Origin of the sequence: Myxococcus sp. AB025B (assembly GCF_006518215.1) — a bacterium.
GTDB classification, from domain to species: domain Bacteria; phylum Myxococcota; class Myxococcia; order Myxococcales; family Myxococcaceae; genus Myxococcus; species Myxococcus fulvus.
Map to the genome: position 1 here is coordinate 23,700 of NZ_SRLW01000015.1, position 17,747 is coordinate 41,446.

Genomic DNA, 17,747 nt, shown 5'->3' on the forward strand with positions numbered 1-17,747 from the left:
ACCCCATCTCATGGGTAGCATGGTCTCCGCAGCGCGTGGCGTTCGGGCCTCGCGCAAGTGGAGGGACACGCATGGCGGCAATCGAGTTCGGCGTTCCACGGGGGGCGATCCTCTTCGAGAAGGACGGCTTCAAGTACGAGTTCCGCGACAGCTTGGGTGAGGCTCATCACGGGCTGAGCCTGTTCGTCGCGAGGCGCCGGACACTGGAGGGCAACCATCCACGGGGGAGAGTGCTACTCAAAGCGGTCGCGGCGCATACGAGCCAGGATGTGAGGCGCGTCAAAAGGGCGAGGCAGAAGCTCGAAGAGCAGGTGCGCCTCGCGATGTTCCTCGACCACCCGGCGATCCTTCGTGTCCACGGACTGCACAAGGCGGAAGGGGCGTCGTACGTCATCACGGAGCACCCGTCCGGGCATTCGGTGCGGGAGCTGCTGGCGCTCGCAGGGGAGTGTGGGCACACCTTCTCTCCACTGTTCGTGCTCTACCTGGGAGCGCAGGTTGCCGCGGCGCTGGAGCATGCCCACGAAGCGAAGGACGAGCAGGGGCGGCCCCTCAACATCGTCCATCGCGCCATCGACCTCGGAACCCTCTTCGTTGATTGGAAGGGTGGGGTGCAGGTCGCCGATTTCGGTCTCGCCCTATCGAGCTTGCCGGGCCGAGTTTCGTCGACGGTGCACCGACCGCAGGGGGACGCGTTCTACTCGTCTCCGGAAATGCTCCTGACGGGGCGGGTCGACGCGCGCTCGGACCTGTTCGCGCTCGGTGTCGTGATGCTCGAACTCGCGACCGGGAAGAACCTTCTCGACGCTCCGGACGAGGTGACGGATGCGGTGAAGGACTCCTTGTCGAGGCGTCAGCGGGTCCGCGTCCGGCGTGCCATCAAGCGGGCGCATCTCGCCGACTGTCATCCCCTGGTGGGGGACGCCATCTGGCGCGCGGCAACCTACACGCAGGCGGACCTGGTGGCGTTGACGGCGAACCTGCCGCAGGGGCTGGGCCTGACGTTGCTCAAGCTGCTTCAACGGTCTCCGGATGACCGCTACCCCTCAGCGAGGTCTCTGACGACGGACCTGGGCCGATGGATTGGGGGCGAAGGGGTCTTCGGCAAAGCAGAAGCGGAGGCCGAACTGCTCGCGCTCATGAAGAAGGCGGGTAGCGCGATGGCCGAGCTGGGGATTCGGCGACCCCGTGGCGTCGAGGTCTCCGACGAGGCCAGCACCCACTAATCGGGCGCTCCCCAGTGCCAAACCTCAGCTTCAGCGGCCGGCCGCATGTTGCACGTATGTCGCATGAACCTGCGGAACGCGCTGGGACAAGGTGGGATGAATCGGCACAGGGCGGGAGATCGAACCCGTGAGTTTTCGGGAGGTTGCGCGGTAAGGGTGCGATTCTGCTGGGTGTTTCGCACCGCCCGGCACGGGTTCGATTCCCGGTTCGTGCAATATCGTGAGTCCGTCAGGGAGGATGCTCGCCTCCCTGACGGCGCGCTGCTGCCACGGCGGCACGAGGCGGGCTCCGCTCAGTGCCCTGATCATCCCGAGGGTTTACGGATTCGGCGTCCAGCAGCGGAAGCTCTGTTCAACGAAGTTCGAGACGTAGGTGTTGGCGTCGAGGACGCGGAAGCGGATGTACTTGTAGTAATACCGTCCGCCCGGGAAGAGGCCGAACTTGCAAGGCTCGCTGAAGGTGGTGCTGCCATTGCGCCAGGGCCAGTTGCCTGGAGCGGGATCGACGTCGAGGTTGTGCGCCCTTTGCCATTGGTAGGTATAGGGCGTCACTCCGCCGCTCGCGCTCGCTGTGCACTCGATTCTCTCGGTCTCGTCCATCCATTCGCAATTCATGGTCGCCGTGGGGGGAGGAATCTCGAGCGTGGTGTCCGTCCCTTCCGCCCGGGCTTCCGGCGCAATGCCAGGACACTCCCCACCGTCAGTTTCGATGAAGTACGGGCTCCTTTGCCCAATGCGCACGGGTGTCCTTCCACAGATGCACCGCTCCGTGCCGACCGATGTAGTGAGGGTTGCATCGCTGTAATACCTGATGAAGTACTCCGATAGGCAGATGAGGAGCGGGGCCTCCTGTGAAGCCATATCGGGTTGCGCTTCCGTGTCGGCATCATCCACACCACAGCCGAACTGGAAGCCAAGGACTGCAAGGCCCAGGGTCAACAGGGTACGCATGGTTCCTCCCAACGCGATTGACGCTTCGTGTGCTGCCTGTCGATGATGCCACGGCCGTTGCGTGTGCATTCATGGTGGAGAGGCTTTTTCGCGCAGGCCGGTGGAAATGTTCACCGTCACCCGCGTGGCACACGCAATGGGGTTGTCGGAGGCGCTGCTCCTGGTGAAGGCTGCGCCTTCATGGAGAAACTCATCCCGGGACTGCATCACTTCCAGACCGAGGTCTTCCGCTCCAAGCAAGACCTCTATTCGAAGCTCGCGGAGGCGCAGAACCCCGAGGTCCTCTTCATCACCTGCTCCGACTCCCGCGTCCTCCCCAACGAGGTGACGGGCGCCGGGCCCGGCGAGCTGTTCATCATCCGCAACGCCGGCAACATCGTCCCGCCCTACAGCACCGCCAACAACGGCACCGCGGCCACCATCGAGTACGCCGTCGCCGCCCTCAAGGTCCGCCACATCATCGTCTGCGGACACACCCGCTGTGGCGCCATGCACGGTCTGCTCAAGCCCCAGCTCCTCGACAAGCTCCCCCAGATGGCCCAGTGGCTGCGCCACGCGGAGTCCACCCGGCGCATCGTCGAGGCCAGCTACGCCCACCTGAGCGGAGATGCCCTCCTCGATGCGGCCGTCGGTGAGAACGTCCTCGTGCAGCTCGAGAACCTGCGCTCCCATCCCACGGTCGCCGAGGCCCTCGCGAACCGCGCGCTCAACCTCTACGCCTGGGTCTACCAGCTCGAGGACGGCTGCGTGCACGCCTACGAGCCGAGCCAGGGGCAGTTCACCCCCGTCGTCGCCACGGACGGAGACTCCCTCCGCGCCCGGGGCCGCTTCGGCCTTCGTCAGGTGCTCTGACTCGGTCGCGCCCGGCTCAGCCCGTGAGGGGCGCCGCGCGCCTTTGGTGATGCAGCGCCACCACCACCATCCCGGCGAACGTCACCACCAGCACGGCGACCTCCTCCAGGCTGTCCAGCGGCGCCTCACTCTCGTTGATGAGCGCGAGGCTCAACAAACACAACACCAGATGGGCGCTGAAGACGGGCAGGGACGCGCTGCCCAAGAGCTCCAGCACCCTCGGCCGCAGCCAGCGATACACGAGCGGCGCCCCCCGGTCCGCGAGCAGTGCCAGCGCCAGGAAGTTCACCAGCCGCAGCGGCGCCAGCGTCCACTTGTCGAGCAGCACGGGCCAGCTCGTGAGCCACTGGAACCCCGGCACCTCGTACCGCGCGAGCAGGAACACGACGACCACGCCCCACGCCAACACCCACTGGAGGCGCGGCGGTGGCGCGGGAATCCCGGCGGCCCGGGCCCTGAGGCTCCCCCGCCACACGCCGAGCACCCAGAGGAACTGCCAGGCGAACAAGTCGAACGCCCCGGAGTGGTCCACCTTCATCGGCAGCCAGGACACGGCCCCCAGCACGCCGTATAGCTCCCGCTTGAGCCCCAGCTGCGCCCACAGCCACACCAGCGCGCTGAGGCACACCACCTTCCCCCAGCCCGCATGGCGCGCCGCGGTCAGCACGAGGGGCGTCAGGAACAGCAGCACGACGTAGAGCGGGAGGATGTCCAGCAGCGGCGGGCAGTACAGCAACACCAGACTGCTCAGCAGCGCCGTGAGCGGCTCCTGGTGGAAGAAGTCGAGCAGGTTGAGCACCGCGGGGCGGTGCGTGAGCCAGCCCACCGCCCCGATGAACGTGAAGGCGAAGCAGAGCAGCCCGACGTGGTGCGCGTAGACCTTGAGGGCTCTGCGCCGCAGGCCACGCCACAGCTTCCCCGGCGCGTCCCACGCCTTCACATGCGTGCCCCCCACCAGGAACGCCGACAGGAACACGAACCCCTCGGCCGCGGAGACGAAGCCGAACGGCTGGCTGGTGTACGCGTTGAGCCGCGTGGGCAGGTGCGTCAGCGTCATCAGGACGAGCAGCAACCCCCGCAGGGCATCCAGGTCGGGTCGACGCGGCATGAGGAAGACGGGCTCAGGGCGCGCCCAGCTCCTCCCGCAGCTGGCGCTGGAGCGCCTCGGGTCGGCGACGCGCGCACTCGCGCATCAGCTCCACCTCCGCGTGCCACGACTCCACCGAGGCGGGGTAACCCCACCGCGCGACGTGCTCGGCCATCTCGGGCGCGAGCCGCGCCGCGGCCTCGTCGAGCAGGGCCAGCACCCGCTCCGGTGCGAAGGTGTTCTCCAGGTGCCACTGGAAGCGCGAGACGAACAGGCCCTTGAAGTCCGGTGACTTCATCAGGCTCCGGAACAGCACGACGAAGGACTCGCCGAGCCGCTCGTCGCGCAGCAGCCGGCCGAGTGAGTTGGCCTCGGGACCTCCGATGAAGGCCGCGTCCAAATCGTGGAGCAGCCAGCGCCACCGTCCATCCCCGGGCCCCGTGTCGCCGGAGGTCTCTCCACCGCGCAGGCGCCAGAACTTCACGTTGTTGTCCGGCCAGTCCTCGTTGCCGAAGTAGACCTCCGCGATGTGGTAGTCGATGAAGTCCTCGACGTCGATGCGCGCCGCGACGTACGCGAAGTGCTCGGGGACGGACAGGTCGTGCTCGCGCACGTAGGTGAGCAGCTCCTGGTAGGGCAGCACGTCCGCATCCTCGCCCGTGTCGAGGAGGCCGTCGGCCTCCAGGATGACGATGTCCTTGCGCTTCAGCCCGTGGTGCGTGGCCAGGTAGTACTCGTCATACCGCTCGCGCAGCTCGTGCAGCCCCCAGTACTCGCCATCCAGGAACACCAGCGTGGGCTGACAGGCCTGCAGCGCCAGGGACGTCTCGCGCAGCAAGCCCTGGAGCGCGCAGTCGCGCAGCTTGGAGCCCACCTGGTCCTGTCCCGAGGTGCGCACGATGAGCCGCTTGAACTCGCGCAGCGGATGGTCCGGGAACACGTCCGCCTGGAACAGCTCCGGGCCGTACTCCTCCTTCGCGTACAGCCGCAGGCTCTTCTGCGGCATCGCCGCGCTGCCCGAGCCGTGGATGCGCACGCCCGCGTTCTGCGCGAACACCGTCGCGCCCACGGCGTCGAACCACTCGACGTGGACCGGGCGCTCCCAGTCCTTGCCGTCCTGCATGTAGTTGCCCGTGCCCCAGCCCTCCATGGGCCCCGGCGTCTCGGCGTAGACGCGGCCCGGCACGTAGATGCCCTGCTCGTCACCGAAGAAGTTCGCCGCGTCCGTCGCCAACGACAACACCGGCAACGTGTATGCGCGCGGCTGCCCGATGAGGTACGTGCGCGCCTGTCCCGCGTCCACCGGCGTCTCGCCCGCGAACTGCCGCACGCGCACCACCGTCGCGAGCGTGGAGGGCGCCGTGGGCGGCTTCCAGCGCCAGGGCTCCGGTGACTCGGCGGGGTTCGTCGGGATGAGGCTGAGCGGCGTGGGCTGCCCGCGTCGGTTGAGCAGCACCAACGGCGCCGTATAGACAGGAGACGTCGGACCCGGCGTGGAGCCATCCAGCGTGTAGCGCGTCGTCGTGTCCGGGGACGTGGGGAGCGTCAGGAGCGCCTCGGCCGCGTACAGGCTGTCCTGCGTGCCGAAGCCCAGGCGCTGGAACTCCAGGCGCGTGCGCACCTCCATCCCGCTGTCGTGATAGGCGACGACCTCCAGCGACTCGCTCTCGTGGCCCGGCTGCCACGGGATGCTCCACCGTCCGTCCTCGAGCACCGCCAGCCCGAGCAGGATGGAGCCCTCGTAGACCTCCACGCGCACGACGCCCGCGTCCATCTGGAAGCCACCGCGCAGCACGTGCTGCTCGTTGTCCATGGCGTCGATGGTGACGACCGGTGTCGCCGTCTCCTCCTCCACCACGGGCCCGGAGCCCTTGTCGGACGGCGTGCTCTCGCAGGCCGTGAGCGCGAAGAGCAGCGCGGCGAGGGCCCCGGAGCGCCTCGGCTTCGGGAAGACGAACGGGACTCGCTCGGAGGCCACGCCGGGGCCCCCCGCGACTTCGGGACGAGACGGGTGATTCATGGATGAGACACGAAGGGGAGGACCCTGGGGGACGTGGGACCCAGGGTCGCCAGCAATCCTCGTGCCTCAAACTATCTCCCTGGATTCAGGGAAGCAGTGTCGGGAGAGCGTGGCAGTGTGCCACGCTGGGGGTTGCGGAATGCCATGGCTGTTGCGCACCCGAGCGAGGGAGCCCACCTGCGATGACCGGACCCCGACTTCGGCACTGCGCGACGTGTGGGCGCGCCCTGAACCCACGCGAGGTGTACTACCGCTTCAAGCTGGTCCTGGAGGGCGAGCAGGACGTGCTGGAGTCCGCCGAGGCGTCGGAGGATGGTGAGCAGGACGCGCTCGCGGCGCTGGTGCGGCGATTGGAAGAGGGGCCCGAGGATGCTCGCGAGCTCGAGGACCAGGTCCATTGGGAGCGGGCGGGTGTGGTGTGCGGCGGATGCCGCGCGGTGGCGGTGCGGGTGCTCGACGAGAGCACGGACTCGACGCGCCCCCCATTGAGAGACCGCGGCGCGCCGCCGGGTGACGGCGCGCCGGGTCGTGGCCTGCTTCAGCGACGCGAGGGCGCCACGGGGAAGACGAGGTCGTCGTGGTCCGTCCACTCGCTCGCGACGCAGCTTGCCCCGGTGGCGTTGTCACCGATGACGCCGCGAATCGCCTGGAGCCCACCCTCCGGCAGCGTGAAGGTGACGGACAGTTTGTTCTCTCCCGTTACCTCGACCGGGAGCGTGGCCACGTGGGTCCACTGGGGATGGCGTGCGTCGGGCGCGTGGAAGAGGTTCACGCGCTCGAAGTAGGGCAGGAAGCCGATGACGCTCGCGGTGAGCGTCACGGGCCTGCCGGCGGTGAGCGGGCCTCCATCCTGGCTGGCGACGCGCAGGCCTTCCAGCGACGGAGTGACGCCGTAGGTGCCGCCGTTGCCATCGGCGCAGCTCCCGCCGAGCGTGTTGGGGGCATGGAGCTCCGGCCCCACGCTCCCCATGCCGCGAACCAGCATGCCCGTGTCGCATGCGGACGCGAGGGTGGTGCAGCGGGGCGCCAGGAGCGTCGCATCGAAGTCCGCGACGTCCGGGTTGCGCACCGTCACCGTCACCGGCGTGGCGCGCCAGGCTCCGAGCGCGGTGTCGTAGGCGCGGACCTCCAGGGTGGTGGGGCCGTTCAGCTCCTCGCGCGTGTCCCAGTCCAGCTCGAAGGGGAGGGTGGTGTCGCTGGCGCGCAGGAGGCCGTTGACCCAGAGGTCCACGCGGCGCACCGCCACGTCATCCCAGGCGAGCACGCGCACGCGCGAGGTGCCACGCACGGTGCTCCAGGGGAACGGCGTCATCACCTGCGCCCAGGGACGGTGATGGTCTCCCGTCACGTGTCGGAAGCCCGCCTGGAGCAGCAGGTTGGGGGAGCCTGGGCCGGCCTCATTCACACGCCCCGCCACGGCAGCGCCCGCGAGCGCGTCCATCACCTGCGTCGCCGTGGCGCGGGGATGGGTCTCCAGGTAGAGCGCGGCGGCGCCGGCGACGTGTGGTGTGGCCATGGAGGTGCCGGAGCGGACCTCGGTCGCCGTGTCGTCCGGGAGGTCGGCGGAGAGGATGTCCTCGCCCGGCGCGAACAGGTCGATGCAGCGGCCGTAGTTCGAGAACGACGCTCGCGTGTCCGTCAGCCGGGTGGCGCCCACCGTGAGGGCTTCCGCCGCGCGGCCCGGAGAGTAGTCGCACGCATCGACGCTGTGGTTGCCCGCGGCCACGACGACGGTGACTCCAGCGGCCACGGCGTTGCGGACCGCCTGGTCCAGGGCCTCGGAGACCTCCAGGCTGAGACTCAGGTTGGCGACCGCGGGGGCCTGGTGATGGGCGGTGACCCAGTCGATGCCGGCGATGATGCCCGACACCGTGCCCTCACCTTCGCAGTCGATGACGCGCACGGAGTGCAGCGTCGCGGCGCGCGCCACGCCCCAGGTGGAGCCTCCGAGGGTTGCCGCCACGTGCGTGCCGTGACCGTGACAGTCCTCCGCGCCGCCCTCCGGGTCGACCACGTCGAAGCCCTCGCCCAGGCGTCCCTGGAACTCGGCGTGCGTGGAGCGGATGCCGGTGTCGAGGACATACGCGTGGACGCCGGCGCCGCTCAGCGCGGGACGGTAGTGGCCGTCGAGAGGCAGGTCCTCCTGGTCCACGCGGTCCAGTCCCCACGCCGCTGTCTGCGACGTGGCGAGCGGGCGCACCCGGGCGTCCTGTTCGATGAAGGCCACGTGCTCATCGGCGCGCAGCGATTCGAGGCGTGTCGGGTCGAGCTCCGTGGTGAAGCCCTGGAGCGCGTGCTCATAGGTGCGCAGCACCGTCGCACCGTGCGCCTTGGCGAGGTTCGCGACGTACTCGCGAGGCTTCTGTTGCCCTGGGGCCTTCGTGTGGGCCTGGGGGCGGAGCACGACGATGTATCGGTTCGGGATGGGCTGCTGGCGCGAGGCTTCGCGTGGGGTGGGCTCGGTGCAGCCGGTGAGGGTGAGGAGACAGAGCAGCGGGATGAAGCGGAGTTTCCACATGGGGTGTGTGGCCTGCGATGTGCCGCCTCTTTCGAGGACAGCGTCTGGGTGAGCCCGCTTGGACGCCGGGGGCTCGGAGGTTGATCAATTCGAGACAGCGCGCCCCTCAGGTTTCTGAGTGCGCTCGCGGAAAACACCGGAGACGCTTCGGACTGTCACCGCGGCTTCTCGAATGAGACGCTGCTGGCACCGCCATTGCTGTTGGCAGTGAGGTCGTACCCAGAGAGGAGTGTTGCTTGAACTCGAATCAACTGCGCCGGCTCTTCGCCCGTGCGCTGAGTGCATCCCTGGCGTCGCCCCTGGTGCTCACCGGTTGTGGCGACGGGGGGATTTCCCTGGAGGGCTTCTCGGCTCCTCCCTGTGACAACGGTCGCGTGTCGCTCCAGGGGCTGGCCCCCGCGAGCCCGACGGACTTCATCGAGCTGCGAATCGTGACGGACCTGGAGAGCTCGCCGCGGCAGCAGCGTCTGGCGTCCGTCGGGACGGCGTGCGAGACCGCCACGCAGCCCGCGGTGTGCAACGCGGAGCTGGACGCGCTGGCCTCCGAGGACGGGTTCCGCTCCCGCTGCGAGGTGGGCTGCTATGCGTACTATCTGGTGACGACGCGAGGAGATTCGGTCGAGGCGCACACGTCTCGCAACGCGCTCGCGGCCCTGCTGGGCAGCATCGACACCCCGACGGAGGCGCTGCTCCAGGTCTTCGCGGAGGACTACAACGTGAGCTGCACCGAGCTGAAGCATGGCGCGGTGAAGACGAACGCCGATGGGACCTTCAGCGTCATCGCCACCAAGGGGTTCGCGTGTGGCGAGGGGACGGAGCTGACGCAGTACCTGCTGGTGGTCAAGCCCTCCGGCGAGGTGGTCGAGAAGCGCACGCACGTCCTGGAGCGCGGCGACAAGGGGTGCTCGGTGGGGCGCAGGCCCGCGGGGCTTCGCTCGGACGGAACCGTGGACTGCGTGGATGAGCTGGGACAGCACTTCGCGCTCATCACCCACCTGGAGGAGGCCTCCATCACCGCCTTCCTGCGGCTGCGCGAGGAGCTGGCGCTGCATGGCGCGGCGGTCGAGCTGCAACAGGCGGCGCTGCGCAGCGCGCTGGATGAGGTGGCGCATACGCAGGTGTGCGGCAGGCTGGCGCGGCGACATGGGGTGACGCCGGAGCGCGCGGTGGTGGCGCCGCTGGCTCCTCGGCCGCTGTTCGATGTGGCGCTGGACAACGCGGTGGAGGGCTGCGTGCGCGAGACGTATGGCGCGCTGCTGGCGCATCATCAGGCGCTGCACGCGGAGGACGTGGAGGTGCGCGAGGCGATGGTGCGCATCGCGGAGGACGAGACGCGGCATGCGGACCTGTCGTGGGCCGTGGACCGCTGGGCGGAGGCGAAGCTCTCGCCCGAGGAGCGAGAGACGGTGCGCGCGGCACGTCAGCGGGCCGTGGAGGCGCTGCGCGCCGAGGTCTCCACGCCGACCGATGAGGCGGTCCTACGCGCGCTGGGATTGCCCCAGCCGGAGGTCGCGCTCGCAATGGTGGAGGTGCTCTCCCGCGAGTTGTGGAACTGAGGCGCGGGGGGCGTGCTGGGACGCCGTGGTTGACGCAGGCGTCCCGGTGCTTCGCCGGGAGGCGCGGCTTGGGGCCGGCGTGCCTGCCGACAGCCTCCAAGGATTGGCGTGCCGTCGAGCCACGTCTCACGGTGACCCTGGTCGCGACCCCAAGGTGCGCTGTCCCGCCGATGGTCGATGCGGCGGCGCTCACCGCCTGCGAAGCCATCATCGGCGCGGTGTCGCGCCCAGGGTGGGGCCGTCCACTTGCCGCGACTCCTCGGCGCGGTGTGGCGTCCTCTCGGCGGGCGACTGCCGGCGCGGGGCGCGGGGGCATTCCTCGTCGAGTGACTCCGTGACGCGCTCAAGCCGGCGGCACTTCCGCGAGCACCTCCCGCAGTCGCTCCTCGAGGAAGCGGCGCTCTGGCTCCGTGCGCACCAGGGCGAGCGCGCGACGGTAGGCCGCCACGGCTTCGTCCCTGCGCCCCAGTCTGCGCAGCAGCTCCGCGCGGGCCGCGGGCAGCAGGTGGTGCTCGGTGAGTCGTCCGGACGACTCCAGGTCGTCGACCAACACCAGCCCCTGTGCCGGGCCCTTCGCCATCGCCACCGCCGCCGCGCGGTTGAGCTCCACCACCGGACCCGGTGTCAGCTTCGCCAGCCGCTCATAGAGCGCGGCGATCTGCTCCCAATCCGTGTCCTCCGGCCGCTTCGCCTGTGCATGCAGCGCCGCGATGGCCGCCTGCACCGTGTACGGACCGAAGGCGCCCAATGCCAACGCGGTGTCGAGCAGGGACAGGCCCTCCGCGATGTTCGCCGCGTCCCATCGCCCGCGGTCCTGCCGGTCCAACAGGACCAGTCCACCGTCCTCGGCCACCCGCACGTGCCGCCGGGAATGGTGGAGCAGCATCATCGCCAGCAGCGACGTGGCCTCGGGATGGCGGGGCAACAGGTCGCACGTCAGCCGGGCCAGCCGCAGCGCCTCCTCGCACAGGTCCACGCGCACCAGCTCCGAGCCCTGCGTGGCGGAGTGCCCCTCCGAGAAGAGCAGGTAGATGGCATGCAGCACGCCCCGGGTGCGCTCCCCCAACGCGTCCGACTCCGGGATGACATACGGAATGCGCGCATCGCGAATCTTGCGCTGCGCGCGCACCAGCCGCTGCGCCATCGTCGCCGGAGGCACGAGGAACGCTCTCGCCACCTCCTCGGTCGTCAGCCCACACAGCGTGCGCAGCGCCAACGCCACCTGGACGTCCACGGCGAGGGCAGGGTGGCAGCATGTGAAGAGCAGTCGCAGCGAGTCGTCCGGATGCGCCTCCCAGTCCTCACCACTCGGCGTGGCGGCCAGCTCCTGCTCCAGCCTCGCCACCACCTCCAACGCATCCACCCGGACGCCGAGGCGCACGCCCCGGCGCACCCGGTCCACCGCCTTGTTGCGCGCGGCGCGCAGGAGCCATGCGCGAGGCTCCCGCGGAATCCCCTCACGCGGCCACTGCTGGAGCGCCGCCTCGAAGGACTCCTGCACCACCTCCTCCGCCGAGGCGAAGTCTCCACCCATCGCGCCGATGAGCATGGCCACGATGCGGCCATGCTCGGCGCGATAGGTCTGCTCGACGATGGACCGCACGTCCGCCATGGACGACCCGCTCCGACGCCGGGCCTCAGCCCATGACGTCGGAGTAGTCCATCACCGGGCGTATCTCCACGCAGCCCGACCTCGCGGCGGGGATGCGCGAGGCCAGGGCAATCGCCTCGTCCAAATCCTTCGCCTCCACCAGGAAGAAGCCGCCCAACTGCTCGCGCGTCTCCGCGAACGGCCCGTCCGTCGTCAGCCGCTTGCCGTCGCGCACGCGCACCGTGGTGGCCGTGGACGTCGGCTGCAGCGCCTCGCCCGCGATGTTGTTCCCGCTCTTCTCGATGGACTCACTGAAGGCCGCGTACTCCTCCAGCACCTTCTGGGCCTCCTCCTGCGGCAGCGCGTCCCAGGCCTTCTCGTTCTCGAACAGCATCAGCAGGTACTTCATGGGTCCATCCTCACGGTGACGAAGGGGAGTGAAGTCTCCCGCCCCAGGGTCGAACAGGCCGGCGGGAAATCGACCGCCCATTTCCCAAGGGATTTTCCGCCCCATTTCCACCCGGCCCCTCAGGAGGGCTCGAGCGGAGAGAAGTGGCTGAAGGGACCATGCCCCTGCCCCAGGGGGAGGGGGTGCTCCAGGGCCGAGGTGACGAAGGTCTTGGCGCGTCGGGTGGCCTCGAAGGGCGCCTGCCCCAGCGCCATCCACGCGGCGATGGCCGCGGACAGGGTGCACCCCGTGCCGTGCGTGTTGTGCGTCTTCACCGAGCGAAGGAACAACGTCTCCATCCGCTCCCCGTCGAACCAGACGTCCAGGCCACGCAGCTCGCCCGACATGCCGCCGCCCTTGACCAGCACCGCTCGCGGGCCGAGCTGGTGGATGCGCCGGGCCGCCTCCTTCATGTCCTCGAGCGTCTGCAGGTCCATCCCGGAGAGCAGCTGCGCCTCGTGCCGGTTGGGCGTGACGACGTCCGCGAGCGGGAGCAGGTGCTCCTTGAGCGCACCGACGGCCGAGTCGTCGATGAGGCGCGCGCCGGCCCGGGACACCATGACAGGGTCCACCACGAGCGGGCCCGGCTTGAGCGACTTCAGCCGCCACGCGACGACGGAGATGATCTCCGCGTTGACGAGCATGCCCGTCTTCACCGCGCCCACGCCCAGGTCGTCGATGACGGCGTCCACCTGCGCGGCCACGGCGGCGGCGGGGAGCACGTCGACCCGCGTGACGCCCCGGGTGTTCTGCGCGGTGACGGCCGTGAGCGCGGTGGTGCCGTGCACCCGGTGATACGAGAAGGTGTTCAGGTCCGCCTGGATGCCTGCGCCACCGCCACTGTCGGAGCCGGCGATGGTGAGCGCCGTCGGCACTCGCTTGGGAGTCTCCATGGGGCGCATGCTGCGCCGGCCCGCTCCAGGGAGCCACCCCTTTTGGCGGATGCGGGCCCGCGGAGGTCCGCGAGCCCGCACCCGGAGTCAAGACGACTAGATGGTGATGCCGGCCGTCATGAAGACGACCTCGGCGGCGCGCACATCGCCCAGGCCCGTGAAGCTGGCCGTGTCGATGAGCAGCGTCCACTCGCCCAACAGGCTCCGGTCATAGAAGGAGTTGTTGGCCGGCGTGGAGCCGCCCGGCGCCACGCTGCACGCGTCCGTGAAGGCCGCGCCCTGGAACGGGGTGGAGCACGCCGGGTCGGCGACGTCGCACGCGGGCGGGCCGGAGACGCAGGCGGTGAAGGGCACGTAGTGGAGCACCTGCCGCGTCCCGCCGGAGGTGTACTCGTCCCGGTCCACCAGCTCGAACTCGGCGAAGTAGTTGCCGAGCTTGAACCCGTCCATGGTGTCGCGCACCAGCACCGCCGGCACCGACACGGAAGCGCCCGTGGCCGTGACGACGTTGACGCGCACGTTGCGCACGCGGTGGCCCTTGCGCAGCGACAGCACGGTGGAGGCAGTCACGTCCGTGGGCGTCACCTGGAAGCGCGCCGCCCGGTACGTCGTCCCGGCGGTGACCAGATCTCCCAGCGCCTTCATGCGCTCCGACTCGTTGACGGTGAGCGGGTGGAAGTCGGTGGCGGCCAGGCGGCGGTAGTACGGCGTCAGGCTCATCACCGTGTGCGTGGGCAGGCTGTCCAGGTGCTGCACCAGCCGCGTCTTCATGTCCGGGTAGTTGGCCAGGTTGAAGTCGTGGTTCTCGCGGAACGTCGCGGGGATGGCGCTGTCGCCGGTGGACGCGTCGAAGGGCAGGTACTGGTACTCGGCCACGCGGATGAGCTCCCAGTAGCGGATGGAGAGCTGGTCCAGCGTGCGCAGCGCGCGGGCGTACACCTGCTGGCCGATGAGCAGCTGGTCGAACTTGCGCAGCTCCGTGCCGTTGCCGAAGGCCAGGATGTCGTTGAGCGCGTCACGCGCGGCCACCGAGTTGCGCTGGCGCAGCGTCACCAGGTCCCGCTCCATCAGCGCCAGCCGGTACTCCGCCTGGGCCTTGGTGACCTGGGCCTGGAGGTCCATCAGGTCCAGCGTCATCTCCACCTGCGACTGGGAGAGAATCTCCTTCTTCACCTCGTCGGAGATGATGCTGCGCGCGGGCTTCTTCTGGTTGCCGGAGACGATGTCCCACAGCTCGGTGCCGCCGCTCTTGAGCTTGTCCTTGAAGGGCTTGCTCGCGGCGGCGTTGGTGGCGCTCGTCTTGATGGCGTCCCACAGCAGGGTCTGGATGGAGCCGCTCTCGCTGCTGGGCGCGCCCGCGCCGGCCACGGGCGTGCCGCTGGACTCCGACTGGAAGCTCTTCTTCACCTCGCTCCACAGGGACTCGGCCGCCTTGCCCGCCAGGTCCGCCAGGAACTCGCCGCCGTAGGCCGCGGCCACCGTGCCGACCAGGTCCAGCAGGAACTCACCGAAGCCCTTGCTGGTGTTGTAGTGGTCCGTGATTCGCTGGTCCGTGGCCTGGATGTTCTCGGTCATCAGCTGAATCGCCGCCTTGCGGTTGTTCATGGACTGCTGGAGCGCGGCCATGGAGGCGTTCGCCACGGTGATGCGCTGGTCGGCCACCACCTTCTCCGCCTCCAGCACGCCGACGTCCGCGTTGAGCGCGGCCTGGTTCTGGGACATCCACGCGGACAGTTGCGTGCCGTTGGCCAGCGTGAGCCACTGGTTCACGGAGCTGTCGAGCACGTCGTAGAGCGAGTCGAACTCCGCGCGCAGCTGCTCGTAGCGCAGGTGGGGGTTGAAGGGCGTGTCCTTGGCCAGGCCGTAGAAGTTGCGCTGGCTCTGCAGGAAGCTCAGGCGCGTGACGTCGTGGGCCATCAGCGGGCACAGCGAGCCGTAGAGGTACAGGTCCGCGAAGGGACGGCCCGCCGCGGGCGTCTCGTCACACACCAGGCCCGCCTGGGCGAGGATGCCGCCCATCTCCATGATGTTCTGGAGGTAGTGGAAGCCCGCGCGCTGCAGCTCGCCCCGCTTGAACAGGGCGTTGGCGTGGGACTGCGACACGCGCCAGGACTGGGGCGCGAGCAGGGCGCGCAGCATGTCCACGTCTCGGCGCATCGAGCGCAGCACCTTCTGCGTGCCGGCGGTGCCCGCGGCGCCCGCCACGCCGTCGTTGGCCTTGGTGCCGACGTAGCAGGTGCGCGTCTCGTCGCGAGGCACGCAGAGGTAGTCGTCGTAGAACTCGCAGCTGCCCGGAGGCGCCTCCTGCACCACCACCTGCACCGTCCGGGACAGCCGCTTGCCGGCGATGCCCTTCTTGCCGGACAGCGGCGCCGTGGTGACGAGCTCCGCGCGGGTGTCGACGTAGCGGCCGTTGTAGGAGTCCCCCAGGCTCACGTCGTGCCAGGTCTGGATTTGATTCCGGCACGCCAGGTCCCCGAAGAAGGGGCTGTTGCGGCAGGTGGAGTCGGAGCAGTCCTTGTATCCGTCGTTGTCGTTGTCCAGGCCGTCCGTGCACTGGGCGAAGGTGTTCTCCTGCGCGCCGCACACGTTGCCGGCCAGCGGGCTGTTGCTGCACTGGAAGTCGGAGCAGTCCGAGTAGTAGTCACCGTCGTTGTCCACGCCGTCCGAGCAGGTGGCGGCGGTGGCCTCCTGGAGGAACGGGTAGGTGTCCGGCTCGCACACCTTCACGTAGGGGTTGCCGGCGCAGCCGGGGTCCTGGCAGTCCACCTTGCCGTCACCGTCGTTGTCGATGCCGTCCGAGCAGTTGAGCACCGTGCGCTCGCTGCCGCAGGCGTTCAGCACGCGGGGGTTGTAGCGGCACTCCTTGTCCGCGCAGTCCACGTCACCGTCGACGTCGTTGTCCGTGCCGTCCGAGCACGCCGCGTCTGTGGTCTCCTCCAGGCCCGTGGTGAGCAGGAGCACCGGGCCCAGGCCGCAGTACGCGTTGCCGTGGCAGCCCGGGTCCGCGCAGTCACCCAGCCCGTCGCCGTCGTTGTCGATGAGGTCCGTGCATTCCTCGTCGCCGCCCTCGCCCGCGGTGCCGCAGGTGGTCGCGAAGTTCTTGCAGCCGAAGTCGGCGCAGTCGACGAAGCCGTCGCCGTCGTTGTCGTGGCCGTCCTGGCACGCCTCCTCGGAGAACTCGCTGTTTGCCGCGCGGCTCTGCTGACAGAAGCCGCGCTGGCTGCACTCCGGGTCCAGACAGTCCGTCTTGCCGTCGTTGTCGTTGTCCTTGCCGTCGCTGCAGGACTCGGCGGAGGCCTCGCGCTGGATGGGGCCCCAGGACGCGTCCGCGCACACGGTGACGTGCGGGTTCTTGGAGCAGGCGTAGTCCTCGCAGTCGGTGTAGCCGTTGAGGTCGTTGTCCTTGCCGTCGCTGCACTGGGTGTTGTCCGCCTCCGTGCGCGAGTCACACAGCGCGATGGCGGGGTTCCAGCGGCACTTCAGGCTGTGGCAGGGGCCGTCCTCGTCCTGGAAGCACTGCTCGGGCGTGATGGGCGAGGCCTTGTGGGGCTCGTTGACGACGCCGGGACCGATGAGCGAGGTGTAGCGGATGACGACGTCGCCGGAGTGGCCGCCCTTGCCGCCGTTGCTGCCGTGGCCGGCCTGCGCGGTGGGGGTGCCGCTGCAGCTCACCTTCGGGTCCGGGCCGTAGTTGCCGGTGATGGTGGTGGTGGGCGGGGAGCCCGTGGCGTCGACGCCCGTCCAGCCATCCTCGCCCTTCTGGCCGGAGGTGGTGACGCGCACGCCGTTGAGGACGTTGGTGTAGAGCACGAAGCTGCCGCCGTTGAGGCCGTCGCGGCCCGGGGGCACGACGCGGTCCATCGGGTCCGCGTCCTGCTGCGGCGCGCGCGCGCCCGGCGTGGTGCGCACGGAGAAGCCGCGCGAGGTGAAGCCGCCGGAGGCGACGACGAGGGTGGCGCCGCCCGTCTGCACCGGGGCGGCCAGCTCCACGAGGGGCGCGACGATGACGATGACCTTGTGGTCCAGGGTGCCCGTGTCCTGCTGCGTGGGCTCGAACAGGTTGGCGCACGCGTGGGTGGAGGAGCAGGCGTTGGCGGCCAGCGTCTGCCAGGTGACGACGGGGCTCTGGGAGGAGATGACGCCGTCGGCCTGGGGCAGCAGGGCCTGGTGGCCCTTGAGGAACACGGGGTAGTCGCGCGCATAGGACGTCAGCAGGCGCACCTTGTCGGTGGGCTGGTGGCGCGTCTGGAGCACGCCGCGCAGGTCGGCGAAGCGCGGGTCGGGCAGCACCGCGAGCAGCTCGCTCACCGTGGTGTCCATGGAGGCGGGCGCCGCGGGCAGCCCGCGCAGCTCCGAGAAGTCCATGGGCGAGGAGAACGCCAGCGGCTGCGCCGTCGTCCCCGTCTCCAACTGCGCGTCTCCGGCCGGCCGGGCGGTCTCCGGCAGGCCGTTGTCGCCACAGGCGCCCAGCACCAGCGCGGCCGCCAGACCCCAGACTCTCCGCCGGTCCCGGCGGATGTTTCGCAAGAAGTTCATTGTGATTGGTCCTTTGCTGGCGTGCTGAACGGACCCGGGTGGATTTCTTCCCGCGATTTGTCTGGC

Annotated in this window: 11 protein-coding genes; 3 read left to right on the plus strand and 8 right to left on the minus strand. The window is 69.5% G+C overall.

Annotated features, from left to right (window positions below; all coding sequences use genetic code 11):
• The first annotated feature begins 71 nt into the window (after positions 1–71).
• Positions 72–1,226 (plus strand): protein kinase, encoded by a 1,155-nt coding sequence (locus tag FL311_RS04215; RefSeq protein ID WP_141323621.1) that lies wholly within the window; start codon positions 72–74, stop codon positions 1,224–1,226.
• Positions 1,227–1,544: 318 nt separating this feature from the next.
• On the opposite strand, the gene FL311_RS04220 is transcribed toward FL311_RS04215, so the two are convergent.
• Entirely contained in the window at positions 1,545–2,177 is a 633-nt protein-coding gene (locus FL311_RS04220; RefSeq protein WP_141323622.1) for a hypothetical protein, read from the minus strand.
• 180 nt (positions 2,178–2,357) lie between these two features.
• Here FL311_RS04220 and FL311_RS04225 point away from each other — a divergent pair, with 180 nt between their 5' ends.
• Positions 2,358–3,029, plus strand: coding sequence for a carbonic anhydrase (locus FL311_RS04225; protein WP_141323624.1), 672 nt, complete (start codon positions 2,358–2,360; stop codon positions 3,027–3,029).
• Between the two features lie 16 nt (positions 3,030–3,045).
• Here the strand turns inward: FL311_RS04225 and opgC are convergent, their stop codons facing one another.
• The 3 genes from opgC to FL311_RS04240 form a co-directional block, all read right to left on the minus strand.
• A complete protein-coding gene (gene opgC / locus FL311_RS04230; protein ID WP_141323625.1) occupies positions 3,046–4,137 on the minus strand; it encodes an OpgC domain-containing protein in 1,092 nt (363 codons plus the stop codon).
• A gap of 13 nt (positions 4,138–4,150) precedes the next feature.
• Positions 4,151–6,136: a CotH kinase family protein gene (locus FL311_RS04235; RefSeq protein ID WP_141323627.1), complete on the minus strand. Its 1,986-nt coding sequence runs from the start codon at positions 6,134–6,136 to the stop codon at positions 4,151–4,153.
• Between the two features lie 538 nt (positions 6,137–6,674).
• A complete protein-coding gene (locus tag FL311_RS04240) occupies positions 6,675–8,654 on the minus strand; it encodes a S8 family serine peptidase (RefSeq protein WP_194869048.1) in 1,980 nt (659 codons plus the stop codon).
• A 236-nt stretch (positions 8,655–8,890) separates the two neighbouring features.
• Between FL311_RS04240 and FL311_RS04245 the strand changes: the two genes are divergently transcribed.
• Entirely contained in the window at positions 8,891–10,210 is a 1,320-nt protein-coding gene (locus FL311_RS04245; protein ID WP_141323629.1) for a ferritin-like domain-containing protein, read from the plus strand.
• A gap of 343 nt (positions 10,211–10,553) precedes the next feature.
• On the opposite strand, the gene FL311_RS04250 is transcribed toward FL311_RS04245, so the two are convergent.
• From FL311_RS04250 to FL311_RS04265, 4 genes are all read right to left on the minus strand, one after another.
• Complete coding sequence (locus tag FL311_RS04250; RefSeq protein WP_141323630.1) at positions 10,554–11,822, minus strand: RNA polymerase sigma factor; 1,269 nt, start codon at positions 11,820–11,822, stop codon at positions 10,554–10,556.
• Positions 11,823–11,847: 25 nt separating this feature from the next.
• On the minus strand, positions 11,848–12,210 hold the full coding sequence (locus tag FL311_RS04255; RefSeq protein WP_141323632.1) for a YciI family protein: 363 nt from the start codon (positions 12,208–12,210) through the stop codon (positions 11,848–11,850).
• Between the two features lie 119 nt (positions 12,211–12,329).
• On the minus strand, positions 12,330–13,151 hold the full coding sequence (thiD, locus tag FL311_RS04260; RefSeq protein ID WP_141323634.1) for a bifunctional hydroxymethylpyrimidine kinase/phosphomethylpyrimidine kinase: 822 nt from the start codon (positions 13,149–13,151) through the stop codon (positions 12,330–12,332).
• Positions 13,152–13,238: 87 nt separating this feature from the next.
• Positions 13,239–17,681, minus strand: coding sequence for a hypothetical protein (locus FL311_RS04265; protein WP_194869049.1), 4,443 nt, complete (start codon positions 17,679–17,681; stop codon positions 13,239–13,241).
• Positions 17,682–17,747: the final 66 nt, after the last annotated feature.

Bases quoted from the DNA above. Each gene is read 5' to 3' on its own strand.
- FL311_RS04215 (WP_141323621.1), top strand. From the start codon at position 72: ATGGCGGCAATCGAGTTCGGCGTTCCACGGGGGGCGATCCTCTTCGAG.
- FL311_RS04220 (WP_141323622.1), bottom strand. From the start codon at position 2,177: ATGCGTACCCTGTTGACCCTGGGCCTTGCAGTCCTTGGCTTCCAGTTC.
- FL311_RS04225 (WP_141323624.1), top strand. From the start codon at position 2,358: ATGGAGAAACTCATCCCGGGACTGCATCACTTCCAGACCGAGGTCTTC.
- opgC (WP_141323625.1), bottom strand. From the start codon at position 4,137: ATGCCGCGTCGACCCGACCTGGATGCCCTGCGGGGGTTGCTGCTCGTC.
- FL311_RS04235 (WP_141323627.1), bottom strand. From the start codon at position 6,136: ATGAATCACCCGTCTCGTCCCGAAGTCGCGGGGGGCCCCGGCGTGGCC.
- FL311_RS04240 (WP_194869048.1), bottom strand. From the start codon at position 8,654: ATGTGGAAACTCCGCTTCATCCCGCTGCTCTGTCTCCTCACCCTCACC.
- FL311_RS04250 (WP_141323630.1), bottom strand. From the start codon at position 11,822: ATGGCGGACGTGCGGTCCATCGTCGAGCAGACCTATCGCGCCGAGCAT.
- FL311_RS04255 (WP_141323632.1), bottom strand. From the start codon at position 12,210: ATGAAGTACCTGCTGATGCTGTTCGAGAACGAGAAGGCCTGGGACGCG.
- thiD (WP_141323634.1), bottom strand. From the start codon at position 13,151: ATGCGCCCCATGGAGACTCCCAAGCGAGTGCCGACGGCGCTCACCATC.
- FL311_RS04265 (WP_194869049.1), bottom strand. From the start codon at position 17,681: ATGAACTTCTTGCGAAACATCCGCCGGGACCGGCGGAGAGTCTGGGGT.